Source organism: Erwinia sp. MYb416, from assembly GCF_037479575.1.
Taxonomy (GTDB): Bacteria; Pseudomonadota; Gammaproteobacteria; order Enterobacterales; family Enterobacteriaceae; genus Erwinia; species Erwinia rhapontici.
The window spans coordinates 151,054-177,420 of sequence record NZ_JBBGYT010000438.1 but is presented as its reverse complement, the minus strand read 5'-3'; the positions used below and the strand labels follow the sequence as shown (position 1 = coordinate 177,420).

General features: G+C 50.6%; 24 protein-coding genes, 1 tRNA gene and 1 pseudogene. 9 read left to right on the top strand and 17 right to left on the bottom strand.

The genetic code is table 11. The features are described 5' to 3' along the window. A complete protein-coding gene (locus tag WH277_RS10225) occupies positions 1-1,221 on the bottom strand; it encodes a Tm-1-like ATP-binding domain-containing protein (RefSeq protein ID WP_133846146.1) in 1,221 nt (406 codons plus the stop codon). A gap of 266 nt (positions 1,222-1,487) precedes the next feature. Here WH277_RS10225 and WH277_RS10220 point away from each other — a divergent pair, with 266 nt between their 5' ends. Next, positions 1,488-2,138 carry a TetR/AcrR family transcriptional regulator gene (locus WH277_RS10220; RefSeq protein WP_133846145.1) on the top strand — a complete coding sequence of 217 codons (651 nt, stop codon included), beginning with the start codon at positions 1,488-1,490 and terminating at the stop codon, positions 2,136-2,138. Positions 2,139-2,407: 269 nt separating this feature from the next. Here the strand turns inward: WH277_RS10220 and WH277_RS10215 are convergent, their stop codons facing one another. The 5 genes from WH277_RS10215 to WH277_RS10195 form a co-directional block, all read right to left on the bottom strand. Further along, on the bottom strand, positions 2,408-4,549 hold the full coding sequence (locus WH277_RS10215; RefSeq protein WP_339505542.1) for an ornithine decarboxylase: 2,142 nt from the start codon (positions 4,547-4,549) through the stop codon (positions 2,408-2,410). Positions 4,550-4,983: 434 nt separating this feature from the next. Further along, positions 4,984-5,715 (bottom strand): GGDEF domain-containing protein, encoded by a 732-nt coding sequence (locus WH277_RS10210; protein ID WP_133846143.1) that lies wholly within the window; start codon positions 5,713-5,715, stop codon positions 4,984-4,986. Further along, positions 5,712-6,110: a DUF1987 domain-containing protein gene (locus tag WH277_RS10205; protein WP_133846142.1), complete on the bottom strand. Its 399-nt coding sequence runs from the start codon at positions 6,108-6,110 to the stop codon at positions 5,712-5,714. The genes WH277_RS10210 and WH277_RS10205 overlap by 4 nt, the downstream gene beginning before the upstream one ends. Before the next feature lie 17 nt (positions 6,111-6,127). Then, positions 6,128-6,682, bottom strand: a complete 555-nt coding sequence (locus WH277_RS10200) for a SiaB family protein kinase (protein WP_133846141.1) — start codon at positions 6,680-6,682, stop codon at positions 6,128-6,130. A 29-nt stretch (positions 6,683-6,711) separates the two neighbouring features. Beyond that, positions 6,712-7,944 (bottom strand): SpoIIE family protein phosphatase, encoded by a 1,233-nt coding sequence (locus WH277_RS10195; RefSeq protein ID WP_133846140.1) that lies wholly within the window; start codon positions 7,942-7,944, stop codon positions 6,712-6,714. A gap of 275 nt (positions 7,945-8,219) precedes the next feature. Here WH277_RS10195 and WH277_RS10190 point away from each other — a divergent pair. Then, a tRNA-Phe gene (locus WH277_RS10190) sits at positions 8,220-8,295 on the top strand. A 295-nt stretch (positions 8,296-8,590) separates the two neighbouring features. Here the strand turns inward: WH277_RS10190 and WH277_RS10185 are convergent. From WH277_RS10185 to WH277_RS10145, 9 genes and pseudogenes are all read right to left on the bottom strand, one after another. Continuing rightward, a complete protein-coding gene (locus tag WH277_RS10185; RefSeq protein ID WP_339505539.1) occupies positions 8,591-9,331 on the bottom strand; it encodes an SDR family oxidoreductase in 741 nt (246 codons plus the stop codon). After that, a complete protein-coding gene (locus WH277_RS10180; RefSeq protein WP_339505537.1) occupies positions 9,324-10,481 on the bottom strand; it encodes an alkene reductase in 1,158 nt (385 codons plus the stop codon). The genes WH277_RS10185 and WH277_RS10180 overlap by 8 nt, the downstream gene beginning before the upstream one ends. A 280-nt stretch (positions 10,482-10,761) precedes the next feature. Next, entirely contained in the window at positions 10,762-11,022 is a 261-nt protein-coding gene (gene bhsA / locus WH277_RS10175) for a multiple stress resistance protein BhsA (protein ID WP_222185862.1), read from the bottom strand. Positions 11,023-11,117: 95 nt separating this feature from the next. Then, entirely contained in the window at positions 11,118-11,873 is a 756-nt protein-coding gene (locus WH277_RS10170) for an alpha/beta hydrolase (RefSeq protein ID WP_339505533.1), read from the bottom strand. A 91-nt stretch (positions 11,874-11,964) separates the two neighbouring features. Next, a complete protein-coding gene (locus WH277_RS10165) occupies positions 11,965-12,645 on the bottom strand; it encodes a type 1 glutamine amidotransferase domain-containing protein (protein WP_339505531.1) in 681 nt (226 codons plus the stop codon). 324 nt (positions 12,646-12,969) lie between these two features. After that, positions 12,970-14,385, bottom strand: coding sequence for an NAD-dependent succinate-semialdehyde dehydrogenase (locus WH277_RS10160; RefSeq protein WP_339505529.1), 1,416 nt, complete (start codon positions 14,383-14,385; stop codon positions 12,970-12,972). 97 nt (positions 14,386-14,482) lie between these two features. Next, the gene (locus WH277_RS10155) at positions 14,483-15,292 is read right to left on the bottom strand and encodes a helix-turn-helix transcriptional regulator (RefSeq protein WP_176971832.1); all 810 of its coding nucleotides are present in this window, start codon (positions 15,290-15,292) and stop codon (positions 14,483-14,485) included. Between the two features lie 313 nt (positions 15,293-15,605). Next, positions 15,606-15,785: pseudogene (locus tag WH277_RS10150) on the bottom strand (IS110 family transposase); the annotation flags it as partial. A 27-nt stretch (positions 15,786-15,812) separates the two neighbouring features. Continuing rightward, positions 15,813-16,748, bottom strand: coding sequence for a LysR family transcriptional regulator (locus WH277_RS10145; protein ID WP_176971833.1), 936 nt, complete (start codon positions 16,746-16,748; stop codon positions 15,813-15,815). 99 nt (positions 16,749-16,847) lie between these two features. On the opposite strand from WH277_RS10145, the gene WH277_RS10140 reads away from it, so the two are divergent. Further along, a complete protein-coding gene (locus tag WH277_RS10140; RefSeq protein WP_176971834.1) occupies positions 16,848-17,282 on the top strand; it encodes a DMT family transporter in 435 nt (144 codons plus the stop codon). Positions 17,283-17,291: 9 nt separating this feature from the next. Then, entirely contained in the window at positions 17,292-17,783 is a 492-nt protein-coding gene (locus WH277_RS10135; RefSeq protein WP_176971835.1) for a DMT family transporter, read from the top strand. Between the two features lie 196 nt (positions 17,784-17,979). Here the strand turns inward: WH277_RS10135 and WH277_RS10130 are convergent, their stop codons facing one another. Continuing rightward, positions 17,980-20,016, bottom strand: a complete 2,037-nt coding sequence (locus WH277_RS10130; protein ID WP_339505518.1) for a helix-turn-helix domain-containing protein — start codon at positions 20,014-20,016, stop codon at positions 17,980-17,982. A 132-nt stretch (positions 20,017-20,148) separates the two neighbouring features. Between WH277_RS10130 and WH277_RS10125 the strand changes: the two genes are divergently transcribed. The 4 genes from WH277_RS10125 (at position 20,149) to WH277_RS10110 (ending at position 24,524) form a co-directional block, all read left to right on the top strand. After that, entirely contained in the window at positions 20,149-21,402 is a 1,254-nt protein-coding gene (locus tag WH277_RS10125; RefSeq protein WP_339505516.1) for an MFS transporter, read from the top strand. A 12-nt stretch (positions 21,403-21,414) separates the two neighbouring features. Then, complete coding sequence (locus WH277_RS10120; protein ID WP_339505514.1) at positions 21,415-22,809, top strand: amidohydrolase; 1,395 nt, start codon at positions 21,415-21,417, stop codon at positions 22,807-22,809. Between the two features lie 71 nt (positions 22,810-22,880). Then, a complete protein-coding gene (locus WH277_RS10115) occupies positions 22,881-23,957 on the top strand; it encodes a porin (protein ID WP_339506328.1) in 1,077 nt (358 codons plus the stop codon). Positions 23,958-24,380: 423 nt separating this feature from the next. Beyond that, complete coding sequence (locus WH277_RS10110) at positions 24,381-24,524, top strand: hypothetical protein (RefSeq protein WP_339505512.1); 144 nt, start codon at positions 24,381-24,383, stop codon at positions 24,522-24,524. Between the two features lie 139 nt (positions 24,525-24,663). Here WH277_RS10110 and WH277_RS10105 read toward each other — a convergent pair whose 3' ends face one another. Next, positions 24,664-25,137: a winged helix-turn-helix transcriptional regulator gene (locus WH277_RS10105; protein WP_339505510.1), complete on the bottom strand. Its 474-nt coding sequence runs from the start codon at positions 25,135-25,137 to the stop codon at positions 24,664-24,666. A gap of 101 nt (positions 25,138-25,238) precedes the next feature. On the opposite strand from WH277_RS10105, the gene WH277_RS10100 reads away from it, so the two are divergent. Continuing rightward, the gene (locus tag WH277_RS10100; protein ID WP_339505508.1) at positions 25,239-26,150 is read left to right on the top strand and encodes an NmrA/HSCARG family protein; all 912 of its coding nucleotides are present in this window, start codon (positions 25,239-25,241) and stop codon (positions 26,148-26,150) included. Positions 26,151-26,367: the final 217 nt, after the last annotated feature.

Sequence of the window (26,367 nt, the reverse complement as noted above, 5' to 3'; positions counted from 1 at the left end):
TTATCTTCCTTTCGACGCCAGTTGGCGAAATTGAGCAACGGCTTCAGCGGCGAACTGCCGATCGTTGATGTTCCAGGGCAGGCGAATAATCTGGCGCTGTGCGGTCTGTATACAGCTTGCCTCCAGCGTGGAGATAAACGCCTGGTTGGCCTCGGGCGACCAGAATGGCTGGCCAGGCGCATCCAGCGCAGAAAAGCCCCCTTCAGGGATCAGAAAACGCACTTCCCCTTCGCAGCGGTTCAGCTTCTCAGCGATCCAGCGTGCCATCTCAATATTCTCCTCCACGGTAGTACGCATCAGCGTCACCTGAGCATTGTGATGGTAGAACAGGCGTGAGGCGTATTTCTGCGGCACGCTGGCAGGATGACCAAAGTTCACCATATCCAGCGCCCCGCAGGAGAGCACGCAAGGCAGCCTGCTGCGGGCCAGCGCATCGAAGCGATCTTCACCGCAGGCCAGCACACCGCCAAACAGCAAATCACAGACTTCAGTGGTTGTCAGGTCAAGCATCCCGGACAGCATATTGCTGTCTGCCAGTTTCTCCATCGCTTTCCCCCCGCTGCCGGTGGCATGGAACACGAGGCAGTCATAATCGGCTTCCAGCGCGGCACTGGCGGCCTCTATGCACGGCGTGGTGACGCCAAACATCGTCAGGCCTATGGCAGGTTTATCATTTTCATCAGGAGGAAGTGGGAAGCGGACTGCGCCGGCAATCTGGTGGGCGGCATTCCCCAGCACGCGGCGGGAAATCCGGTTCAGCCCGGCAACATCGGTCACCGAATAGAGCATGGCAATATCGCTGGCACCGACATAGCCAGACACATCGCCAGAGGCCATCGTGGAAACCATCAGCTTGGGTACACCGACGGGCAGCACCTGCATCGCTGGTGTAATCAGCGCCGTACCGCCTGAGCCACCCAGCCCAATAATCCCCGCGACATCATTACGCTGACTAAGGAAAATCTCAAAAGCTTGTGCCATGGCGTTAATCGCCTTACCGCGGTCGCCACAGAAGACAGCATCGCGCCCCTGGGGATGATAATCCGCCACCATGGCGGCCGGGATATTCCCCTCAAAAGCGCGGCTAAGTGGTTGAGTAGACAGGTCAACTGTCACCACGGGTACGCCGACCTGAGCAATCAGATCGCGCACATAAAACAGTTCCCTTCCTTTAGTATCCGCTGTAGCAACAACGTAGATAGATCCAGTATCATTTTTCATGGGCGTTACGATAACCTGTTATTTAGATCAATAAAGAGTTGATAATCTTGATATAAAAACGTAAATAACTTTGAATCACTGAAGAGATTGAGTCTGGAAAACTCACAGTAGCACCTTCAAGATTGATAAATCAATTGAATGAAATATGAGTCTCGTCGAGTTTTGACTACGCTTATAACAGCGGGGAATGGCGCAGGCCGCCCCCCGTTGTCAACACTGGTGAACGTGCTGTCACGCCCACCAGCCCGATAAAGAAACAGGTTAAACTGGATAATGAGGTTATTGTGGAGCAAAGGGATTCCGCTAGCGTTTTGGGGCTCACATCAACACGAGCCAGAACGCGCCGCTTACTAATTGATACCGCGATGAAGATGTTTGATAACGGCGCATTTCCATCGATTACCGAAGTTGCGCAGGAGGCACAGCTGTCACGCGCCACTGCTTATCGCTACTTCCCCACGCAGAGTGCGCTGGTCTCGGCCATTGTGTCTGAAACACTCAGCCCCATCAAAAACTGGCAGCCCACTCAGCAAGATGCCAACGCACGCATTGATGAGCTGCTGAGTTTTGCCTTCCCGCGTATGCTGAAACACGAGGGAACGTTGCGTGCGGCGCTGCATTTGTCGCTGACGCAGTGGGCGCAGTCGCAGTCGGTTGATGCCGTGCCACTGAAAGAGAAGCTGGTGCGCGGAAATCGCAAAGCGATGCTGATGCAGGTGGTGGAACCGCTCAACAAAGAGCTGACACCCGATTTGATGGATCGCGTGGTGCGTTCACTGTCGTTGGTTTACGGTTCGGAGATTTTTCTGGTGATGAAAGATATCTGGGGCTGTGATAACGACGAACTGCAGGATATTGGCAAATGGATCGCGAAAGCGATTGTGCGCCAGGCACGGGAAGAAGCGCTCAATACCTGAGGTCGGATACACACCTGGGCGAGGCATGCCTCGCCCCTACGATGCTGCCAGATGACACCGCGTTTAGTAGGGGTCGGGCACGCGACGCTGCCAGATAACACCGTATTTCGTAGGGGTCGGGCGCGCGATGCTGCCAGATGACACCGCGTTTAGTAGGGGTCGGGCACGCGACGCGGCAAGATAACACCGCATTTCGTAGGGGTCGGGCACGCAATGCTGCCAAGTGATACCGCGTTTAGTAGGGGTCGGGCACGCCCGACCCGGTTTTTTTACACCAAAACGTATCCCTGCAAACGCTTAACACCCTGCTCGTCGGCTTCGGCATACACCCCCTGCAACTCCGGCGAGAAGCCCGGCAGCAGGTTAATGCCCTCCTCCAGCGCGAGGAAATACTGCTGCACGGCCCCGCCCCACTCTTCACCCGGCACCACACACAGCACGCCTGGTGGATACGGTAACGCCCCCTCAGCCGCAATGCGCCCGGCTGCCTGTGAAATAGGCACCAGCTCCACATTGCCACGAATAAATTCGATATTGGCATCCTGCGGGTTCATCACCATTTTTGGTAGGCTCTGCTGGCGGAACATCGCCTTTTGCAGATCCTTCACATCATGGCTGACATACAGGTCGTGCATCTCCTGGCACAGTCGCTTCAAGGTGTAACCTTCGTAGCGCGCCGCATTTTTCCGGTAGATCGTCGGCAGCACATCGCGCAGTAACGCATCTTCTTTGATGTGTTGTTCGAACTGGGCCAGTTTCGCCACCAGCTTCGCCATCTTCTCCATGCTCTCTGCCGGTGTCAGCAGGAACAGAATGGAGTTCAGATCGCACTTCTCCGGCACCACGCCATTTTCACGCAGATAGTTCGCCAGAATCGTTGCCGGAATACCGAAAGAGGCATATTTCCCGCTGGCAGCATCAATGCCCGGCGTGGTCAGCAGCAGCTTGCACGGATCGACCAGATACTGCTCTTTCTCATAACCGCCAAAGCCATGCCACGACGCGCCCGGTGCAAAGCTGAAGTAGCGCGCATCGGAAGCGATCGTCGCCGTCGGCGCATCCTGCCAGGGTTTGCCGTCAACCTCATCGGGAATAAACGGCTTAATCATCTCGCAGCGCGCCAGAATCGCCTTACGTGCATCAATGCCCAGCACCACGCACTCATGCCACAGACGTCGTCCCGCTTCGCCCTGATGCATTTTGGCGTTGATATCCAGCGCAGCAAACAGCGGGTAGAACGGGCTGGTAGATGCATGCAGCATAAACGCATTGTTCAGGCGTTTGTGGCTACAAAAACGCTGCTGGCCACGGATATGGTTATCTTTCTTGTGGATCTGCGAAGTCTGCGAGAACCCGGCCTGCTGTTTATGCACGGACTGCGTAACAAAAATGCCGGGATCGGACGGCTTCAGGTCAAGCAACAGCGGCGAACAGGCTTCCATCACGGGAATAAACTGCTCATAGCCCACCCAGGCGGAGTCAAACAGGATGTAGTCGCACAGGTGGCCGATGCTGTCGAGCACCTTGCGCGCGTTATACACCGTGCCATCGTAGGTGCCGAGCTGGATCACCGCCAGACGGAACGGACGTTCATCCCCGGCACGTTCCGGTGCCACCTGTTTAATCAGGTCACGCACATAGGCTTCATCAAAGCAGTGCGCATCAATGCCACCAATAAACCCAAACGGGTTGCGGGCAGTTTCCAGATATACCGGCGTCGCACCGGCCTGGATCAGCGCACCATGATGGTTAGATTTATGGTTATTGCGATCGAACAACACCAGATCGCCACGGGTCAGCAGCGCATTGGTCACCACTTTATTGGCGCTGGAGGTGCCATTCAGCACAAAGTAGGTTTTATCCGCGTTGAAGACTTTCGCTGCAAACTTTTGCGCATGTTTGGCTGAACCTTCGTGGATCAGCAAATCACCGAGTTTCACGTCAGCGTTGCACATATCGGCACGAAACACGTTCTCACCAAAGAAGTCAAAGAACTGACGTCCGGCCGGATGCTTTTTAAAGAATTCACCGCCCTGATGCCCCGGGCAGGCAAAGGTGGTGTTATCCATCGCTACGTATTTGGTCAGCGTCTGGAAAAACGGCGGTAACAACCTGGCCTGATACCCGGCTGCGGCGGTTTCCAGCAGCGAAGCATCGCCCTCTTCCCCCGTCAGCACGCCATCAACTTCAGGCAGGTCAACCGCCTGTGCGGCATCGTCGAGGGCAATAAACACCGGCAGGTTAAAACCGGTATGACGCAGCAGCGCCAGCACGCCTGAGCGTGAGTCAGAAACGGACAGAACCACCGCGGCGACATCGGTGAAATCAGTATTATCCAGCGTAACGACTTCGCGCCCGGTCTGGAGGTGGATTGCCACAGTGGTACTGGCTGCAATTTTAAGAGGAGTCATGCACAAATCCCTAACGGTCAAGGATGAGTGGGTGCCAGAGGCACAGCAATAGGAACGGCAGCAAAGCGCACGCGTTCCCGGCGAACAGTCATGTTGGGTTTTCAGCAGAATGACTTCAGCTTCAACCGATAGACATCAGTAAAATCAGATCTTGTCTGTTTTTACGCATGGCCAACAGTTAAGCGTAGAAAGACCTCACCGCATGGTGAGAGAATTTATCGACAAGGTATGACAGCAATAAGATCGACCAGGCTGCATCGGCAGATGCGGGTTACAGATGCTGAACAACAGCAGTGAACCTCTCATGGCGGTGACCTCAGTGTGCAGGGATGACGGGGTTGTCAAAATTTGCGCAATAATGGCATTTTTTAGTACCGGGTTCAATGCCAGTGGCCCGGCAGAATAGCGGATACCCGCAGAAAAAAATGTCGGGTTTATCCCAGGGCGGCACGCTGGCTGGCATAGTGAATCCGGTTACGTCCGGCACGCTTCGCCTCATACAAGGCGGCATCCGCCTCGGCATACAGGGTGTCAAAACTACTGCGCGAAGCCCCCCAGCTGACGCCCAGACTGACGGTCACCAGCCGATCCGGCAGGGAGTTCAGCACGGACGCATTGAGCGAGGCATGAATATAACCGGCCACCACCGCCGCCTGACCCATACTGGTCCCCGGCAGCAGGATGGTAAACTCCTCGCCCCCCACACGTCCGACGCTGCCGCTCTCTGGCACCGAGTTCTCAATCCGTTTGATCAGTTCACTGATCACCGCATCGCCGGTGGGATGGCCGTACTGGTCATTAATGGCTTTGAAATGGTCAATATCGAGCAGGATCAGGGAGGCGTCATCCTGATGCAGTGCGCTGCCGATCTGGTTGATGATGGCGCTGCGGTTATACACGCCGGTCAGCGGATCGTGCGTGGCTTCGTACTCCAGCCGTAACGCCAGCTGGCGCAGTTGCTCGTTGAGAAGCGTCAGTTCGCGCTCAGCACGGTCACTGCGGGAAATGAGGCGCCACGACTCACGCATCATGCGCTGATAGTGGCCGCTGAGGGTCAGTAACGCCGCACGACAGGTTTCCGCATCAAGGTGCTCGCGTGCGGCAATATCCCGCGCCTGCTCAAGAATGGCATTTTCATGCGTGAACAGCTCATCGATGCTCATCATTCTGCGCCCCCCGGATGCATATGGAAGGTGATTGCTGAAAAATCGATACTCAGCTCCTGACCGAACTCTTCGGAGATATCGTCTTCGCTGTCGTAATACCAGTGCAGCTCGGTGCGAACCCCGTTGACTGCCGCTTCGTTCAACACGCCAAACAGGCCGAATAACATTTTGGTGCTGGAGCTGTTGAAGTAGCTGAGTGCCACATGGATGCTGACCAGGCTGAGGTTGCGGAAAAAGGCGCTGCCCTGCCACTCTTCCACCGCGGCCATCAGCGGACGGTAAAAAGCGGCGGCATTTTCTGGCCAGGATTCCCCGCTGAGCGACAGCCTGCCGCTGGCGAAATCAAAGTCCACGGCGGGAGTGCTGCTGGTTGCAGGCATGGAGATGTTGTTCATAGCTAAGGTGTGCCCTGTCAGATAGTCGCTTTCAGGTAGAACGCCGAGAGATCCGTCGATGCAACCTGGTGAAAAGTAAATTCCAGCGGTTGGCTGGCGTCCCGCGCCAGAGTCAGCAGGCCGATATTCGCCCCTTTGCTCCAGGCCGGACTTTCTGTACGCAGTGACTGCTTGTAGGTCACTTTAATTTCTTCCGCGCTCATATTGCGCAGCGCCAGCAGGCATTCACTCAGGCGCGCGGATTCATCCGGTCGCACCAGGTTAGCGCTTTCCAGCACATACTTACCGTCATGCAGACCAAAACAGATCGCGCCAAAGCGCATTTCGTCATTATCTTTGCAGAGCGCCCGGCTGTCTGAGGAGTAGCGCAGGATATTTTGCACCATCTCCACAAAAGTGGAGAACAGCTTACGCCGGGTGACAAACGATGCCTCGTTCTGCTCCAGATAGAGGCGGATCACCTCCCCCATCGCCGTAATATTGTGCTGGGAGAAAAAACCGGTGTAACGCAGCGCCACCACATCGTGCGGCGTGTCCGCCAGCAGCCCGCTGATTATCGGATCAGTGTTCATAGTGCTCTTTTGCCCGTTGCCCCGGTTCATCAGTAACGAAACCCTAAAAATGTCATATCATCGCGCCGCAGCTGCTGCCCCTGCCAGGCGAGCAAGGTCTGCTGAAGCCCTTCCGCCAGCTCGCTCATCGGGCGCGTCCGGTTGCGTTCCAGCTCTGCCTGAATACGCTTGCGGCCAAACATAATCTGGCGTTCGCCCCCGATCTGATCGGTCAGACCATCGGTAAAGGTCAAGAACAGATCCTGGGGTTTTAGCGGCAGTTCATGGCGCGCCCACTCGTAGTCCACCGGGGTATCGGTGTAACCCACGCCCATGCGATCGCAGCTCAGCAGAATGGCCTGCTCGCTCACCGTCGAGAGCAGAAAACCGGAGATACGCGCACCGGCCCAGATCATGCGGTCTTCGCGGGTATCAACAAACAGCGCCAGCGCATCACAGCCGTCGTTCGACAACGAGGTCTGCTCCGACTGCTGCAACTGCCCCAGCGTCTGTTTAATGTAGCGATTGATATGCTGGAGTAACTGCTCCGGCTGCTCCGGTTCACACTGCGTCAGCGCCTTTTCCAGCGCCGAAGAGAGGATGACCGTCATAAACGCGCCCGGTACGCCGTGCCCGGTGCAATCTGCCATTAACAGCAGCCAGCCGTGAGGAAAGGTGTGAAAGGCGTAAAAGTCACCGCCAACGCAGTCACGCGGCTGCCAGCACAGGCAACTATCACGTAGCTGCTGCACCAGTAAGCGCTGTGACTGGTCGAGCATCGCTTCCTGGATCACCCGCGCATATTCAATGCTCTGCATAATTTGCTGATGCTGACGCGCCTGCTGATCCGAGACGGTTTTGATCAGATCAATACCCAGCCCGATGCCGATATACTCACCCGCACTGGTGAGAATAAAGCCATCTGTCAGTGACTTATCGCCCGATGCCACCATTTGCTGCGCCACGCTATCCAGCGTGCTGGCCGCATCGATCACCAGCGGCATTTTATCCATAAAGGCGATGCAGCTTTTGCGGTCATACAGTTCACGGAAGAACGGCCGCGACATCTGCGATAAAAACAGATGACGGTTAATCAGCCCCAGCGGATGGCGTTGCTCCACCACCGGCAGGCTGGTCAGTGACGGTTGTTTGGTAAACAGCTCCATCACGGCCAGGTTATCGGCATCCGGTGTGACAAAAGGCACCTCAATACAGAGATCGCGCGCGGTAAGATGCGGCGATGGCAGACGTTGGGGTGTTAAAGGCGGTAAGTCTAAGTGCATGATACGCGGCCAGTAATCCTCAGTTAGCCCCAGCCTGACAGGCGATTGTGACAGTTTCATGCCAGCATTGAGAATAATCCTAACAACCCGGTTTTATCGCGTATAAAGCGAAAAACCCAGCATAAACCAGGGCATAAAATGCAGTCAGGATGGGTGATAAAACAGGCTAAAAGAGGGGCTTTCACAACAGACTGGTGGAAAAGAGTGCAATCAGTCGGCTTTTCACCATAAAGCCGTTGACGCTGGCAGTGGCATAAGGTTTAATGCGCCCCGTTGCCCGGATAGCTCAGTCGGTAGAGCAGGGGATTGAAAATCCCCGTGTCCTTGGTTCGATTCCGAGTCCGGGCACCATACATCGAAGCACACTGGTTAGAAGTGAGATCTCTAACGGGTGTCTAAACGAAGATGGTGTTCAAAGCAACGGTGACTGCATTTGCAGATGCATCATCCAAGATTGAACATAAAAATCTTCAAGAAAGGGTACTAGTTGACGCTAGTGCCCTTTTCTCGTTGGCGTAAATAATTGCAAGCATCGCGACACCTGTCAACAAAACCTCAGATTTTGTCATTTCCAACTTTATACGCTGCGGCCCGGGTGCTGGGTCGGCTGAAAAATTCAGCTGTCGCGGCAGCCATCGTAAAGTGGTCAGAACTCCTGGCGAGTCGGGCGAAGCACGATTTCATTAATGTCTACGTCCGCAGGCTGTTCAATTGCAAACGCAATGGCCCGCGCTACCGACGAGGCTGGAATAGCCTGTTTGTAGAACGCCAGGACATTTTCTGCGGCCGTACCGGTCGTGGAGTACTTTAAATAACTCTCCACCGCGCCAGGTTCAATACAGGTGACGCGGATGTTGCCTCCTATCTCCTGACGCAGACCATCTGATATGGCTCTGACTGCAAATTTCGTTCCGGAATACACCGTGCCTCCAGGCGCAAAGACTTTGATGCCCGCCACTGAACTCAGATTAATGATATGTCCACTCTCCTGAGTCTGAAAGCGCGGGAGCGCAGCGGCAATACCATAAAGTGTACCTTTCAGGTTGACGTCGATCATGGCATCCCATTCGTCAGTATTTACTTCTGACATAGGGCGAATCGGCATCAGACCGGCGTTATTAATCAGAACGTCCAGCTGGCCGAAATCGCTAACCACCTCTGCGACTACGGCTTCAAACTGGTGCTTATCGGTAACATCCAGCTGATAGCCGCGGGCAACATGACCGCCGCCGGTAATTTCCTGTACAACCTCATCCGTCTTTGACTGTCTGCGTGCCGCAACGGCGATTTTTGCGCCCCGCATCGCCAGTAGTCGAGCAACTTCAGCACCAATACCCGAATTACCACCGGTGATTAGAATGACTTTGCCTTCAATACCGTTATTCATGTGTATTTTCCTTAATTGCTGACGTTGCGGGTTGGTAAACTGGATAATCAGTAAAACCTTCCTCTGAACCACCGTAGAGACGAGCGGCGTTTAGCGCGTTAAGCGGCCAGCCATTGGCAATACGTGCCGGTAAGTCAGGGTTAGCCACAAAGGGTCTGCCAAACGCAATCAGATCGGCATAATTATTGCGGATCATTTTTTCTGCACGCTCTGCCGTGTAACGTCCGGCATAAATGATGCGGCCACTAAACGCACGGCGTATCTCACGACGGAAGGCCTCTGGCATATCCGGTGCGTTGTCCCAGTCCGCTTCAGCAATTGAAACGTAGGCAACGCCTGCGCTTTCGAGGACTTTCACCGCTTCCACGTAGGTCGTATGCGGATCGCTTTCTACCAGACCGATATAAACGCGATCTTCGTCGGTACTGGTAAATAATGGGGTGAATCGCACACCGAGGCGATTGGCACCTACAGCCGCACTGACAGCGTGCACAATTTCGCGCAAGAACCGCAGCCGGTTTTCGAGTGAGCCGCCGTAAGCATCCTGACGATGATTGGCATGTTCAGAAATAAACTGGTTCACCAGGTAGCCGTTGGCGGCATGGATTTCCACACCATCAAAGCCCGCACGAATCGCGTTTCTGGCAGCCTGGACGTAAAGCTCCACCAGTTCCTGAATGTCCGCGATTCCCAGTTCACGCGGCGCGGAGGGTGAAACGAGGGTCCCGGTCCCTGGCCCGGTTTCAATAAATGCCTTAACTTTTTCAGCCTGAATGGCCGACGGTGCCAGCGGTGCGCCATTTTCAGGCTGTAGGGACGAATGAGAAACGCGGCCAACGTGCCAGAGCTGGGCGAATATCACACCTCCGCTGGCGTGCACGGCATCCGTGACTTTTTGCCATCCCTCAATCTGCGCTTCGCTGTAAATGCCCGGTGTCCAGGCATAACCCTGACCGCGCGGTTCAATCTGGGTCCCTTCGCTGACCATAAAACCCGCACCGGCGCGTTGCTGATAATATTCAGCCATCAGGCCGGTTGGCAGATCGCCAGGCTGGGCGCTGCGCTGTCGGGTCAGTGGAGGGAAAACAATCCTGTTTTTCAGGGTATATGGACCCAGGTTTATCGGATGAAACAGCGCTTCGTATTGCATTTCTATTCTCCAGTATCTCTGTAGAAATTATATTAGACCGGTCGGCTATTGAAGACGTAAACATAGGCGATCGGCTATTTTCATCTCTTCAATCGATCAGCAATTTAACCAGTCGACTATTAAACTTCGGGTAATTTTCCTGTGATGAAGATTTTCAGCCAAACCGCAGGGTAATTCCAGGGATGCCTTTTTAAACCCTTCATACGGGTGAGTCCCGATGACACTTGCCAGCTCAGGTGATATATCCCACTTGCTTAATTCCGGCACTGACGCCTCATGCTTACTTGTAAATTTCTGCCGTGCCGTAAAGATAATTGCGACCACCGGCAGAAACCACGCGATAGGATCCGGCACCTTCGGCTGTCGCTTTAGCATCAAGTCGGTTTATCAGTTCACTCAGATTGCTTCCGGCAGCCGAGGCTGAGATGACGCCGATACGTTGCTCGCCAGCAGGCTGATCCTGAACCTGATTAGCGGCAAATACAGGTAACGAAGCGGCAGAGATGGCGAACAGTGCAACAGCTTTAGTCATGTTTTTCATAATATTTTCCTTTCAGTCAGTTAAACAGATTTACGTAGTAGAGAGAATTTTTTGGCCGGGACCTCTTATAGGCTCCGGCATTCAGTTACGAACATTTAGTGCGACAAACTCTGTGCTGCCTCTTCAATCACGGCCGCAATCTTACCGGGCTGTGAGGCATAAATTGCGTGGTTACCTTTCAGTTCGGTCATCTTGCTGCCGGCACGCTCGGCCATAAAACGTTCCAGCTGCGGGTTGATCGCGCGGTCTTCGGTCGCTACCACAGCCCAGCTCGGTTTATGCTTCCACGCCGGTTCGCCAGCCGTCGCACTGAAGGCCGCCACCGCTGGCATGACCTGAGACTGTGCCAGCAGCGCGGTCTCTTTTTCCGGCAGATCGGCGGCAAAATCGGCGTGGAACGACTCAGGTTTCAGGTAGAGAAAATGATCGTCCGTTTCAGCAATCGAATGCGCGGCGGGCGGGTATTTTTTGGCAAGGCTCAGCAGCGAGTCCCCTTTTTCCGGCTGCATCGCCGCGATGTAGACAAGCCCTGCCACCGACGGGTCATTACCCGCATCACTGATAATCATGCCGCCGTAGCTGTGTCCGACCAGCAGCGTTTTGCCGCTCTGCATTTTCAGTACGCGTTTTGTCGCGGCCACGTCATCTGCCAGAGAGGTCTGCGGCTCCTGAACAATCGACACCTTGTAGCCCTTTTTATGCAGGATGCGGGCGATCGGGTTCCAGCCAGAGCCATCAACGAAAGCCCCGTGGACCAGAACGATATTTTTTACCGGCTCGGCCAGCGATGACTGAGCATAGACAGAGAGAACCAGGCTTAAAGCTGCAGAAGCGACAGTTTTCTTGAACATTTTTTATCTCACTTTCTTAAACAGGTTTAGTTTGCTGTACCGGTAGCTGAGAGAGTTGCCGGGCAACCTCTCTCAGCCGTCCGGAGTCATATCACTGTGCCAGCTGTTTGATCAGCTGCGCTGCGGTTGCTGCTGATGAGGTCGGGTTCTGACCGGTGATCAAAAGACCATCCGTAACCACATAAGAGCCCCAGTCCGCGCCTTTGGAATAAATACCGCCTTTCGCAATCAGTTCATCCTCGACCAGGAACGGCACCACGTGGGTCAGGCCTACCGCCTCTTCTTCAGTGTTAGTGAAGCCGGTGACCTTGCGTCCTTCGACCAGCGGTCTGCCTTCCGGCGTTTTCACGTGACGCAATACGCCAGGGGCATGGCAGACGAACGCCACGTTTTTAGAGGCGGCAAAGAAAGATTCAATCAGCGCGATGGAGTCCTTATCTTCCGCCAGGTCCCACAGCGGACCGTGGCCGCCAGGATAAAACACGGTGTCAAAATCAGCCTGAGACACACTGTCGAGGCGGACGGTGGTTGCCAGCTGCGCCATGGCGTCAGTATCGGCTTCAAAGCGGTGCGTAAGCTCGGTCTGGAAGTCCGGCTCGTTGCTTTTAGGATCCAGCGGTGGGTTACCACCATTTGGTGAGGCCAGCACGATTTCTGCACCGGCGTCCTTAAAGGCGTAGTAAGGAGCGGCCAGCTCTTCGAGCCAGAAGCCGGTTTTACGGCCGGTGTTGCCCAGCGTGTCGTGTGAGGTCAGTACCATTAAAACTTTCATTGTCATTCTCCGGTATGTCGATATGTGAAATTAAATTAGACCAGTCGTCTATGAACTTGCTGCACTGCCTGTTTTGGTGCTGACGGTTGCTTTGCTTAAACCTGACGGCTATGCAACTGCCCCGATTTTAAACATCCCGTCAGACCTGACCGTTGCCGTGAAACCAAACTAACATCAATTAGACCGGTCGTCTACAAAGGTTGCATGTCATGTTCAGATTTCTTTTTAATACAATTCTGACGCAGAACGGCTGAGGTATTTTCATAGTTGCATCAGAACATTACGCAATCTGCGTCATACAGACGAAACCTCGTTGTCGCGTATTTAGTCCAGTTCTTTTGCCCAGACAGCCTGCGCATTCGTGAATTCGCGCAGCCCGAAGTGGGACAGCTCACGGCCATAACCACTTTTTTTCACGCCGCCGACAGGAATGCGGGCATTAGTGGCAGAAAAACCGTTAATGAACACGCCGCCCGTTTCAAGACGCCGGGCCATCCGCTGTCCACGCTGGATATCCGCCGTCCAGAGGTTACCACCCAGACCATAATCGCTGTTGTTTGCCAGTTCTATGGCGTGCTCAGCATTATCCGCCACCGTGATAGCCGCAACGGGACCAAAGGTTTCCTCGTCAAAAGCGGCCATACCCGGTACCACGTTACCCAGCACCGTAGGCGCGTAGAAATTACCGCTTCCTTCCAGTTTGTGTCCGCCCAGCAGGAGCGTTGCCCCGGCTTCAAGCGTACGCTCAACCTGATGATGAAGCTCAGCGCGCAGGTCCTTTCTGGCCATTGGGCCAACGCGGGTTTGGGGATCCATCGGATCACCGACTTTCAGTTGGCTGACTGCAGCGATAAATTTTTGCGTAAACGCCTCCGCGATGGGCGCTTCCAGGATAAACCGTTTTGCCGCCAGGCAGACCTGACCTGCGTTCTGGAAGCGGGCTTCAACGGCGGCACGCACTGCCTGATCGATATCCGCATCTGCAAGAACAATAAAAGCATCTGCCCCCCCCAGCTCAAGCAGACTCTTTTTCAGCGCTCTGCCCGCAATAGCCGCTACGGCAGATCCTGCTCGCATGCTTCCCGTCAGGGTTACTGCGGCGACACGGTCATCTTCAATGACGCGGGCCACCGTATCATTGTCCGTCACCAGGTTGGCAAACAGGCCTGCAGGAAAACCTGCGCTTTCATAAGCATCCTGCAGGGCATAGGCCGATCCCATGACATTAGGAGCATGCTTGAGAATAAAGCCGTTGCCGGAGAGCATGATGGGGCCGGATGCGCGGATAACCTGCCATAGTGGGAAGTTCCAAGGCATCACCGCCAGGATTGATCCCACCGGCAAATATGAGACATACACCTGGTCGCCGTTATCGACGGACACCGGTTCGTCAGCCAGCACTGACGGGCCGTTGTCTGCAATCCAGTCTAAGGTGGCCGCGCATTTCTCGACTTCCGCACGGGCTGCTGAGAAGGTTTTGCCCATCTCAGAGGTGATCAGCCTTGCCAGTAAATCAGCGCGGTCGCGCAGAATCTGCGACAGACGGCGGTAAGCCGTAACGCGTTCGCGTAAAGGGGTGGCGCGCCAGAGGCGAAACGCGGCCGCATTCTGTTCCAGCAGCGCTTCCACTTCTTCTGTGGTCTGGTAGGCATAATTAGCAATGAGTTCATCGGTCGCCGGATTGCGTGATACCGCAAAGGTGATGTCAGATGAAGCTGGATTAGCAGATTGAGATGTCATTTTGAAGCCTCCTGAGTGATTGATGCAGCATGATTGTGCTGCCTTGAATCCATCTTAAGTGTGCCCAAAAATCTCAGGAAGGCGTGTTGTTATCCTATTACTGATGGTCACTGGCAACATGTCTGGGGATGTAGGTTACCAGTGAAAGATCGGGTCGGCCCTCTGGCGTCAGGGCGACATAGGTGAATTCAATGTGTCCTGAGGTGGGATGTGCCAGCCTTTTATTTCCTTCACTCATGCCCAGCACGTCAGTATCCTGCCACCACTCCCGAAATTCAGGTGACTGCCCGCTGAGTTCATCGATCAGCGCGTCGAATAGCGCTTTATCATGCGCCCGCGCCCGCGATGCACGGAATACGGAAATCATTCCGCGCGCCATCTGCTCCCAATCCAGAATCAGCGTACGGTAAGGCTGGTAGAGAAACAGCAGGCGGAGTGTATTTCGTTCGTGCGGTTGCAGTGAACTGTAATCAATGAAAAGGTCAGCGATGGCGTCATTCCACGCGAGAATATCCAGACGCGCATTGCGCACGTATGCAGGGATTGGATTGATGGCGCGAACCAGCATGTCGAGCCCATCGCTGACGCCCATATCCACCTGACGCGGTTCCGGCTCCTCACGTGGTGAAAGGGCAAAAAGATGAGATGACTCAACGCGGTTTAGTCTGAGCACCTTTGCAATGCGCTGCAACGCTTCAGAGGAAGGCTTGATTTCACGACCCTGTTCTAGCCAGGTGTACCAGCTGACGCTCACACCAGCCAGCATTGCTACTTCCTCACGGCGTAATCCCGGCGTTCGGCGGGTGCCCTTTGGCATGCCGAACTCTTCTGGATCCAGTCTCGCCCGGCGGCTGAGAAGAAATGCACCCAGCTCGCGACGCTGCTCCTGAGTGGTCTTTTTGACCATGATGCTAAGCCCCTGAATTAGAATGTTTCAACAGCTATTTTTATATCAGCAGTTATCAGAACAAAAGGCTTTCCTTAAATTTTCAACTCAGTAGAGAGACTAGCTCTGCTGGGAGAATTAACTGACAGCCATGCTCTTTAAAACGGGTGACACCATATAGTCAGTAATTATTAAAGAATGGCAGGAGCAACAGCGCTCATGAGGCGAGACTCAAAGGTCGGTCCATAACGAAGGTGTTAGATTTGATGGTATGAAAATTTTCAGTTGCCAAAAAAAAACTTCCGCTTCACGCCCTGAGACATTCGACAAGCTTTTATGGCTTCAGTAAGGGCGAGTGTCGCGCTTCGAGAGCCAGCAAATACTTCGCTTCATCGTACTGGGTTCTGGTCTTCCAGCAGCGGTAAATGATTCTTATCCATTTGAAGGCAAAAGCACGGATTGCAGACTGATGAGATTTTCCTTTTTCTCGCAGTCCCTGATAATACAGCTTGGCCCCATTCAATGTCATCGGTGACATTCGTCAGTCGAATTGCCAGTAAGGTTTGGGGCCATAAACCTCCAGAAAGTAATCAATAACCGCTCTGACATTCAGAGGTGGATGACGGGTATTCGGATAAATAGCGGCAATATGTTGCGGCTCTGTTTTTATGGCAGCTTCAAGATTGGACATAATTCTGACCAGTTTCCCTTTATGAATGCTGTCTCCAATCAGCCAGTCTGGGAAGAGCACCATCCCCATTCCACCTAACGCGGCGGTAAGAAGCGTCTCCGCATTATTTGAAATCAGCAATGCAGATACCGGGTAGTGAACCCAGTTGTCATTCTTTTCTCTGAATAGCCATCGATTAGGGCCGGATGAGCCCGCATACACCAGACATTTATGCTGCGCTAAATCTGAAGGCATATCTGGCATTCCCCACTTTTGAACGTATTTAGGAGACGCAACAAGGTGGTAGCGCTGGGTGCAGAATACGCGAGCATGAAATGATGAGTCGGTAAGTGTCCCAATGCGAAAAATAATGTCTGAAGCATCGCGGTGGGGATCGATGTAGTCATCTGTCTGCGCCAACTCAATCAACAGCTTAGGGTAGCGCTCGCATAGGCCAGTCAGCCAGGGCGCAATGTGCCGCTGACCAAAAAAAACCGGCGCATTAATTCTTATTAACCCTGAAGGCTCAAGTGATCTGTCCTGTAGTTCCTTTCTTGCCTCGCTGAGCTGCTCACTCATTATTCGGGCATATTCTACGAACAATCGTCCAGCTTCGGTTGGAATGACAGCGCGGGTATTACGATAGAACAGCTGTTGTCCGAGAGTATCTTCCAGCTGCAGAATCACTCGCGACACCATCGACGCTGAAACTCCTTCTCGCCTGGCAACCGCTGAAAAACTTTGCGAGTCAAAAACTCCAATAAAAAACAATAGACTACGGAAGTTTATTGAACTGGCATCATACATTGTCTCGATTCCTGCAAAGGTGTTTCACGGATTATACTGTTTTTCATTACTTTGAGCGTCTTTATCATCAGCCTCCTAAACCAAGTTGGAGACTGTTTTATGCAGCTTTTATTTATATTGCTCGTCGTTGCAGGCGGGATGGGATTATCCGTTGAAGCCGGATTATTAGGGCCATTGGGAAGTGAGGTGGGTGACTTATGGGCCACCTTCAGTATTTTTGGGGTCGGCGCAGCGCTGACATTCATGCTGATGCTTTTCTTCAGTCCGCGTAATAGTCCATCATTCTTTACTCAGCCATCATGGACTCTGCTGGGAGGCATCCTGGGGCCGGTATATGTTGTCATTCTGACCGTTGCCGTTCCCAGTATTGGGATCGCGATGACGATGATAGGCATCCTGGCAGGGCAGGTGTTTAAAAGCCTGGTGATTGACCACTACGGTCTGTTCGGCACTGACCACCGTAAAATTGACAGCAAACGTATTATTGCTCTGATTTTTATTATTGCTGCCTTGTTTCTCGTGGCAAAAGGCTGAGGTGAATTTGTGAATATTTTGATGATTATGCTGGCTGTAGTGGGTGGCGCGTTTTTGAGTATGCAGGCTGCGATTGGAGGAAAGTTAGGGAGTAACGTAGGCGTTTTCCGCAGTGCATTTCTGACTTTCTCAGTTGGCGCTTTGGTGACCGCGCTGCTTATTTTCTTCTTCGAACCTAAACATGCATTAACCCTGCTGGATGTGCCTAAATGGCAGTTGCTTGGCGCTCTGTGTGGTGTTCCTTACATCGTCATTATGGTACTGGCAGTGCAGCGTATTGGGGCTGCTGTTGCCACTGTTGCAGTGATCTTTGGGCAACTGGCAATGAGCATGCTGATCGATAACTTCGGTTGGTTGGGAAATGAAGCAATTCACTTCTCTCCAACACGGCTTGGTGCTGTTATTTGCCTGGGAATCGCGCTCTTTTTCATTTATTCCAGCAGTAAAGCCAAGACCAGCACAACTGGAAAAAGCGTAAGCCAGACATCAGCACGTAGTTGAATCCGGAGTCATGAAAGTAACCAAATGAACAATTGAGGGGCTTAACGCGCACGGATTGACATAATTATTCAGTAAATTACGTCAATCCGCTCTCCTCAAGGAGGCCTGTTCTTCGTAGAGCACTATCATTCCCTTATCCTGGAGCGCATTTTTTGCCATACAATGAGGGGCCGTATTTGAGACCAATAAACTGATATTACGTAACACCTCTTGATAAGCTCAGCATATGACACGCCACGCTGATAATAAGAAAATCGTCTGAACTTGATAAGTCCATTTTCGTGAGGAGTTCGATTTTTTTAATTCTCTGGTAAAGCGTATTTGTGTGTATGTCTAACGATCTTGCTGTGTTATTCACGGAGCAACTATTGCCAATATATTCATTTAATGTTTTCAGCAGAACCTGACTTTTTTCACTGTCATCCAGTATTGGCGAAAGCACGTCATTAATAAACTGTTTTATTTCTTCTTTTTCATGATTAACAAATAGCCTCTCTATACCAGTCTGATTAAAACGCAAAACCCCCTGCTTGTTTCTTTTCTTAATGACAGCCAGAGTCGTTAATGCCTGATCCAGAGATTGTTTTATCCTGATGGCAGAAGTAACATTACTTACCCCTGCCTGATAAAACCCAATATTAACAACTTCTTTTTCTAGTTTTATAAAGGATGAGTTTATTCTTTCTGGCGAATTATCCGATAAGTAAATCATAAAGTTAATTTCGTCAGAGTAGATGAATGCGTTGCTTCGCGCTAACAAATATTTTAGTTTGTTGTGCATGTCTAGCAATTTGACATCTTCGCTTCTATTGGTGGTGTTCGCTAAAGATAAAACTATGCATCCAATCCATTCCTGGATAAGAAAGCCATTTTCAGACAGTGTGGTAGTAGTATCTTCATTAATCCCCTCAAGTAGTACCTTATCCATTACTGATGATTTTCTTTTATTCTCAATGAGCAAGTTATTGACCTTTTTCATGATGTCCATAATCAAAAAATCGCTCAATCGGGATAGCGTCACACGGATGTAATCACTGGCGTCGGCTTTATTAACGATGACGAATCCTACAGCCTGTTGATTTTGCATCATAGGCTGGATATAGAGTTCATTTCTGATAAAACCTGCTTCTTCAATTCCCTCATTACTTTTATTAGTAGTCAATGTGACCCAAAGTTTATCAATATCCCGCAACTTACCGTGAATCGCTCCTGATATATCAACATAACCTATCTCCAAATTCATCTTATCAGACATCGCCTTTATGAATGATGATATATCATTGTTTTTTATGGATAATTTTATCATTTCATTATGGAAGTTCAGGCTACTTCTTAGCATTTCGTTCTGTTGTTCTAGCTGCTGCCTGAGAGAGTTTACTTGATTAAAGCTTTCAACCTTTTCGTCATATTGTTTTGCGTTTCGCCACGCCAGTGCAACCTGTGAAGCAAAGGTCTCCAGCAATGAAACTGCCAGAGAATTAAAAACAGAACGGCGCCCAAGTGAAAGAATGGTTAACGTTCCATAGCAATAATGCTGATCCAATACCGGAACGCATATAAGTGCATTTGCTATGGGATTATTTTCCATAACAGATGCTCGGATTGCTGAGTAATTCTCAAATGAGGCAAGAATATCATCCCTGGAATTTAATATGATTGGTTTTCTGCTCTCAAATACTTTACCAGATATTGATTCCTGAGGTGAGACGGAGTATTCATAATAGTTATCCTTGAATCCGGATACGGCTACAGGGCAGAGTTTATTTTGTCCTTCGTCATATATCCTAAAAATAACAGCGTCGCTGAAGGGGATGGTTTTTAATGCGCCATCCACAACATGTTGAGTGATACGCTCATGAGAAAGTCCTGAAGCCAGATGCCATGTATTTTCGCTGATACGTTGAAAAAGCCAGGTTTGCTGCTGGAGGATTTTTGCATAAAGGTAATTTTTAACATCGGCAGTAATCGATTCTATTAGTGTTGGTTCAATTAGTCCTTCAAGTGATTCAATTTTTATTGTCAAAGACGGAATATATAAACAGATTGCATCCAATATTACAGGGCTATCAGTACTGCGAAGGTTGATAATAAAATAATCATTATAGAATTTTAATCTATCGGAAGCATCACGGATAAGGTCATCGTAACGTATTGGTGAGTCAAATATACTTAACGTTAAGTGAGGGTTATTTTTCGCCAGAATATTTTTTAGTGCCTCAAAATGTTCGCTCATATATGCCTATGTATTTTAATCCACAAAATAAACTTTCTTCATGTGTGTTCGCACATAGATATGTAGCATTTTTTTTGCAAGATTAGCAAGACAGTTACGCGACACATCATCATTCCTTCCGGAGAAAGTGCTATGGGCAGCTTGAAAGCGGGTACCAGAAATAAGCTGATTATCTTCATCTTGTTTTTATGTTGGGTTGTGGGATTCATCGATAAAACAGCAATAAATATTGCAATTATTCCTATCAGCGCGGATTTCAATCTGGGGAGTGAAGAAACCGGTCTGATTATCAGCGGTTTTTTTCTGGCTTACTCGCTGACTCAGCTTGTAGGTGGTTATCTGGTCGACCGATTTGGTAGCAAGGTGATACTTACTGGCGCAGTCGGTTTCTGGTCGCTTGCAACCGCCTGCACGGGGATGGCCGGAGGTATTGTTAGCCTCGTGATCGCACGCTTTTTTACCGGCATGGGGGAAGCTGTATTCCCTTCAGGGAGTTCAGTGGTTATTGCTCAGCAGTTTGATAAATCCAAAATGGGCCGGGCAAAATCATTTTTACAGTCGGGTGCTTCTGTTGGATTTGCACTGGGTGCTTTAGTTGTCTCAACACTGATTGCGTTTTTAAGCTGGCGCATCATGTTTATTGTTTTGGGTGTAACAGGACTGTTGCTTGCTTTAGCACTGTGGAAAGTATTAAAAACAGCCAATAATCCGCAAGATACTTCTGAGACAACGAAAATTCAGCGTCCCAAGGGCTATGAGAAGAAGCGGCTAAAGAACATCATCGCACGACGTCTTACCTGGCAAATTGCGACATGTTACTTCTTCACCAATATCGTATTTTGGGGATTACAGTCATGGCTTCCTTCCTATTGGGTCAAAGTGAAAGGAATGAGCATGATCTCCATGGGAGCGTGGTCAATGCTACCTCCTACCCTTGGGTTTATCTCCTTCTTAACCTGCGGCTGGCTTTTGGACCGCTTCTTTAACGGCCGCGAAAAGTATCTTATTGCCATCGGCGCAGCCGTATCAGCAGTGTTTATCTGGCTGATGTTCAATGCGACATCAATTCCTGTTGCTTTTGCATGGCTATCACTTTCGAACATTTTCCTTAATGCGATCAGCATCAGCGTGTTCGTCACTATCATCAAACAGTTCCCTAAAGATTCGGTTGGCACCGCAACAGGCTTAATAAATTCTTTCGCACAGATTGGCTCACTGCTTTCACCCATCGTCATTGGTTACATGCTTAAAGCAACAAATCAGAACTATTCAAGTGCCTTCATGATGATCGTGGCCTGTGCAGTTATTACCTGCCTCATCGCGCTGACAATCAGACATTCCAGTGCTTCTGCAAATGCGGAGCCTCATCCAACCCCTACGCATTAATGAGAGTTATATATGGAATATTTAGAAATTATTAAACAAACCCTGAGTGAAGAAGCGACACGACTTATTTCTGTCAGTGACAAAATCTGGGATTTCGCTGAGGTGCGCTATGAAGAAAAGCAATCAGCAGCGCTGATGGCACAGACGCTTGAAGATTGCGGGTTTGAGGTTGTAAGAAATGCCGGAGGCATTGAAACCGCGTTTGTTGCGACCTTCGGAACGGGAGAACCTGTTGTTGCATTTCTGGGCGAATATGACGCTTTGCCCGCTCTGAGTCAGGAAGCGAATACCAACTGTTATGCCCCTGTAGAAAATGCGGGCAATGGCCATGGCTGCGGTCACAACCTTCTTGGAACAGGAGCGCTGGCTGCTGCATTGGCCACCAAAGCATGCATAGAGAAACTGGGCCTGAGTGGGACAATAAAATACTACGGTTGCCCTGCTGAAGAAGGCGGCGGCGGAAAGGCCTTTATGGCGCGCGCTGGGCTGTTTGAAGATGTTGATGTCGCGTTCACCTGGCATCCCTGGGATGAGAACCTCGCATACAATGCCCGTATGCTCGCAACAAACCAGATCAAGTACCTCTTTAAAGGTAAGAGCACTCATGCAGCCTTCAGTCCTCACATGGGCCGAAGTGCGCTGGATGGTGTTGAGTTGATGAACGTGGGTGCGAACTTCCTTCGTGAGCATATTATTCCTGAAGCCCGTCTCCATTATGCAATTACCAATGCCGGCGGAAATGCGCCAAACGTCGTGCAATCTGACGCGCACGTACTTTACAAGGTGCGCTCGCCCAAAATGCATCAGGTGCGTGAAATTACTGAAAGAGTCAAAGATATCGCTCGCGGCGCGGCACTCATGACCGGCACTCAGGTCACAATGGAATTTGATGCGGCCTCCGCTGACCTTATTCCTAACGTGACGCTGGCCAGCATGATGGATGAGGAACTCAGTAAGTTTGGGCCTGTTACCTTTACCGATGAAGAAAAAGCCTTTGCACAGTCCATTCAGGCAACCTTCTCGGATGAAGAGAAGCGCCGGGTTGAGAAAAGTGGGAAAATTCTTTCAGAAGATTTAACGGCCTTCCGCAAAGAACCTGATTTTCTCAATGGCTCTACAGATGTGGGCGACGTAAGCTGGCTGGTTCCGGTAGGACAGGTCTATATCGCAACCTGCGCCTGGGGTACTGCTCCTCATTCCTGGCAGATGGTTACCCAGGGAAAATCATCATATGCTCATAAAGGCATGCTGCTGGCCGGGAGTGTCATCGCGGCTTCTGCTGTTCGCGCATTGACCAATCCTGCATTAATTTCTGCGGCCAAAGAAGAGCATATTACTCAGCTGGAAGGAGAAACGTATATTTCTCTTCTGCCTGAAGAAGCACAGCCTCGCCCATTAAATCGCTAATATAAAGACACTGAGTGGAGGCTCTCTCCACTCAGTAATTAATCAACACCTGCTAATTAAAGAGATTGATGATGAAAGTATTTAATTTATCCATTCTGATGGTGGCATTGCTATTGGCGGAATTTGCAAGTGCCGCTGAAATATATAATAAAGACGGCAATAAATTGGATTTGTTTGGTAGTGTACGTGCGCGTCATTATTTTAGTGATGATACAACTGTAGACGGTGATGCAACTTATGTCCGGTTAGGTTTCAAAGGCCAAACTCAAATCAATGATAAACTGACCGGGTATGGTCAGTGGGAATATAATATTCAGGCTAATAATTCTGAAGCTGATGGAACACTGGGCAGTAAAACCCGCTATGGATTTGCGGGAATAAAGCACAGTGCTTTGGGTTCACTGGATTATGGCCGCAACAACGGAATCATGTTTGATGTTGGAAGTATCACGGACTATGCACCTATCTTTGACATCATGACCGATATCTATACTGATGGCTTTATGACAGGTCGCTCGAGTGGTCTTCTTACCTACCGCAACAATAACTTATTCGGGCTTGATGACAATCTGAAGTTTGCTCTGCAATATCAGGGTAAAAATGGTGAGGATAGTAATAACAGCAGCCGAACAGTCTACGCTTCAAACGGAGATGGCGCGGGTGCTTCTGTAAGCTATGCGTTCGATTGGGGCGGCACCATGCTGGCCGCTTACAGTAATTCAAAACGCACCCAGGCCCAGCAGGCGCTTGCTTACGGTGACGGTGATCGTGCTGAAATGTGGGCCGTTGGTTTCAAGTACAATCCGAATCAGTTCTATGCGGCGGTCAAATATTCTCAGGGAAGTAATATCACCCCTATCCGTGGTTATGGTTATGCAAATAAAACTGAAAATATGGAGATGTATCTGAGATATGTTGCGCTAAATGGGTTCGTTCCAGGCATTGGTTGGTTCCAGTCTCAGGCTAAAGACATTGAAGGATATGGTGACGTTTATTTAGTGAAGTATATTGACGTCAATATTTCTTACTTCCTCAATAAAAACATGTTTACCTATGCGGACTATAGAATAAACCGACTTAGCGATACGACACCGTTTGGAATTTCAACAGATGATACGTTTGGCGTTGGGTTAACATATCAATTTTGATAAGTGCTTCTATGCAGTAGTGCATATGACACGCTCAAAATAGTGTTGTATGCATTTTCCTTCTTGAAATTAAAATTTAATCACGAAAAACCATGATTCTGCACTCAACTTGTAGAGGAAAATGTATGTGACTTTATTGAGATTTCGCGTTTGAATAATAACTGTAGCAGAATTGATTATGCTGGGTTTTAGGTGGTTTTAATTTATTAGATTTTCCGAAAGTAGCGTTAACTTAAAGGAAATCTGAACGATTTGAAGTAGCCAACGGATCCAGGTAAAAATCCAGTGATAGCGTTCCTGAAGCGAATTCTCATTCCATCGACATGACGTAACGCCCTATGTCCTGGCGTTAAACGAGACATAAAAGTCTTTATCGGACACGACTTTGATGAAGAGAATCGCAAGCTACTGACTGCTGAAGAGATGGATGCAGTGATTGAGCATGATTTGCACGAAGATGCGCGATCGGCATTTGGCGCAATCCTGCGTTTTCATGGTTTTTTGCCAGAAGTAGAAGATGAAAAGGCATCCTCTCGGGTAATTGTAGTGACGCCGTTCAATATTTAAATCACTTGCGATTGCGAAGAATTAAGACGAAATCATTATCGCGATTTTCGCTAAAAGTAATACGGTCAACGATACGGACATAAAAAATGGATTAACGTGGATATATGCATCATTAAAGTATTTTTTAACCTTCAATATATTACACCCTGGATGTTTTCTCCCCAATTTCAGTAGACCTGTCTTCCGCCTCATCGTAAGCGCGTCGTGAAACTTCTATATCCTGCCATGTGTCACGAATCCAGCGGGTAAAGCCCGCCAGCGGTTCTAGCATGGATTTCCCTCTTTCAGTCAACTCATATTCGACGCGAGGCGGCAGTTCAGGATAGTAGTCGCGCGAGACCAGACCATCCCTTTCAAGGTTGCGCAAGGTCAACGTCAGCATGCGTTGCGAGATATCCGGGATACCCCGTCGAAGCACCCCGAAACGCATCGGTGTATCAGGATATAGAGATAAGAACGAAATAACCAAAATTGTCCACTTGTCTCCCAGTCGGGCTAATACACTCCCGGGTGCACAAGGCGTCAGTACCGGGCCTCTGGGCGTATGCAGAACAGGTCGACCATTGATCTCATCGGGCATCAGGGTCTGTGCATCTTTAGGAATGCTCTTCATTAGTTATCTCTCTGTAACTTAGTATCAAAAAAGTGCCGTCTTGCGGAAAAATCATGATAGTTCAAAATAAGAACCTTCGATAGTTACTATGGGTTACTGATATGCAAAAGTCTTTGGAGTTTTTGGTTTTTGGTGCAACAGGGCAACAGGGCGGTGCTGTGGCAAGAGCGTTGAAAGCCAGGGGGAAAACAGTACGTGCCTTCGTCAGGGATGCCCAGAGCGATAAAGCAAGAGCGCTTGCTAAGCAGGGCATCAAACTGGTTGTTGGCGATCTGTTTGACCGTGCCTCGATTGATCGGGCGATGCAGGGCGTCAACCGTGTGTTCAGCGTGCAGACAAGCTCGCCATCCGGTCTGGTGTCAGATGAACAGGAGGTGATGCAGGGCAAGGCAATTGCCGATAGTGCGGTTGCAGCAAACGTTGAATTCATTGTGTATTCTTCGGGCGGAGCGGCGGGAAAAGGCCTGACCGGCATGGGACATTTCGACAGCAAGTCTGAGATAGAGGAGCACATTCGCAGCCTGCCGATCGCCGCTACGATAACGCGTCCGGCCAGCTTTATGGAAATGATGCTGTTGCCAGGTATGGGCTTGAATACGGGCGTGTTCACCTTCTTCATGCATCGGAACCAGCCTATGCAAATGATAGCGCTTGACGACCTTGGCAGAATTAATGCCGAGATCCTATGCCACCCGGAGCGTTACGCGGGCCAGGCGTTGGAGCTTTCGGGGCAGAGTCTCACTGGCGAAGATTTGGAACATGCTTTCTCGCTTGCAGCAGCTCGGCCTATTCGCTATCAGCGGTTTTCAAAAGCGTTGCTGGAGAGTAACGTGTTCCTGAAAAAGCTGACGGAACTAGTGGACAACGGTGTGGTTGCAGGTATTGCAGATATCCCAGCCTTAGAGCGAGAGTTCGGTCCGATGTTGACATTGAAAGACTGGCTTACGGGAGCGGGAAAAGCGCCTTTTGACGCTGCGCTGAATATGGCAACTGCTGATATTGCATTGCGCTAAAGCAGTAAGATGGAGTGCGGCAGCGCTCCTGCAAATAATGTCATTCATAACTCTGGACTGCAGACCCGGCGTCAATTGCAAATGGAGTTGGAGGAAATGTATTTTGCCCATCGCTACTCCAGCGGTGGGCACAACCCCGGCGGGTTCGTGAAGCGGACATTGAAATATTGATTTAGGGCGAAGGCCGGCCCTTAATATATTCGACCTATCATTTTAA

Coding starts and splice junctions, on each gene's coding strand:
- WH277_RS10225 (WP_133846146.1), bottom strand. CDS start 1,221: ATGAAAAATGATACTGGATCTATCTACGTTGTTGCTACAGCGGATACT.
- WH277_RS10215 (WP_339505542.1), bottom strand. CDS start 4,549: ATGACTCCTCTTAAAATTGCAGCCAGTACCACTGTGGCAATCCACCTC.
- WH277_RS10210 (WP_133846143.1), bottom strand. CDS start 5,715: ATGATGAGCATCGATGAGCTGTTCACGCATGAAAATGCCATTCTTGAG.
- WH277_RS10205 (WP_133846142.1), bottom strand. CDS start 6,110: ATGAACAACATCTCCATGCCTGCAACCAGCAGCACTCCCGCCGTGGAC.
- WH277_RS10200 (WP_133846141.1), bottom strand. CDS start 6,682: ATGAACACTGATCCGATAATCAGCGGGCTGCTGGCGGACACGCCGCAC.
- WH277_RS10195 (WP_133846140.1), bottom strand. CDS start 7,944: ATGCACTTAGACTTACCGCCTTTAACACCCCAACGTCTGCCATCGCCG.
- WH277_RS10185 (WP_339505539.1), bottom strand. CDS start 9,331: ATGAATAACGGTATTGAAGGCAAAGTCATTCTAATCACCGGTGGTAAT.
- WH277_RS10180 (WP_339505537.1), bottom strand. CDS start 10,481: ATGCAATACGAAGCGCTGTTTCATCCGATAAACCTGGGTCCATATACC.
- bhsA (WP_222185862.1), bottom strand. CDS start 11,022: ATGAAAAACATGACTAAAGCTGTTGCACTGTTCGCCATCTCTGCCGCT.
- WH277_RS10170 (WP_339505533.1), bottom strand. CDS start 11,873: ATGTTCAAGAAAACTGTCGCTTCTGCAGCTTTAAGCCTGGTTCTCTCT.
- WH277_RS10165 (WP_339505531.1), bottom strand. CDS start 12,645: ATGAAAGTTTTAATGGTACTGACCTCACACGACACGCTGGGCAACACC.
- WH277_RS10160 (WP_339505529.1), bottom strand. CDS start 14,385: ATGACATCTCAATCTGCTAATCCAGCTTCATCTGACATCACCTTTGCG.
- WH277_RS10155 (WP_176971832.1), bottom strand. CDS start 15,292: ATGGTCAAAAAGACCACTCAGGAGCAGCGTCGCGAGCTGGGTGCATTT.
- WH277_RS10145 (WP_176971833.1), bottom strand. CDS start 16,748: ATGTATGATGCCAGTTCAATAAACTTCCGTAGTCTATTGTTTTTTATT.
- WH277_RS10140 (WP_176971834.1), top strand. CDS start 16,848: ATGCAGCTTTTATTTATATTGCTCGTCGTTGCAGGCGGGATGGGATTA.
- WH277_RS10130 (WP_339505518.1), bottom strand. CDS start 20,016: ATGAGCGAACATTTTGAGGCACTAAAAAATATTCTGGCGAAAAATAAC.
- WH277_RS10125 (WP_339505516.1), top strand. CDS start 20,149: ATGGGCAGCTTGAAAGCGGGTACCAGAAATAAGCTGATTATCTTCATC.
- WH277_RS10120 (WP_339505514.1), top strand. CDS start 21,415: ATGGAATATTTAGAAATTATTAAACAAACCCTGAGTGAAGAAGCGACA.
- WH277_RS10115 (WP_339506328.1), top strand. CDS start 22,881: ATGAAAGTATTTAATTTATCCATTCTGATGGTGGCATTGCTATTGGCG.
- WH277_RS10110 (WP_339505512.1), top strand. CDS start 24,381: ATGGATGCAGTGATTGAGCATGATTTGCACGAAGATGCGCGATCGGCA.
- WH277_RS10105 (WP_339505510.1), bottom strand. CDS start 25,137: ATGAAGAGCATTCCTAAAGATGCACAGACCCTGATGCCCGATGAGATC.
- WH277_RS10100 (WP_339505508.1), top strand. CDS start 25,239: ATGCAAAAGTCTTTGGAGTTTTTGGTTTTTGGTGCAACAGGGCAACAG.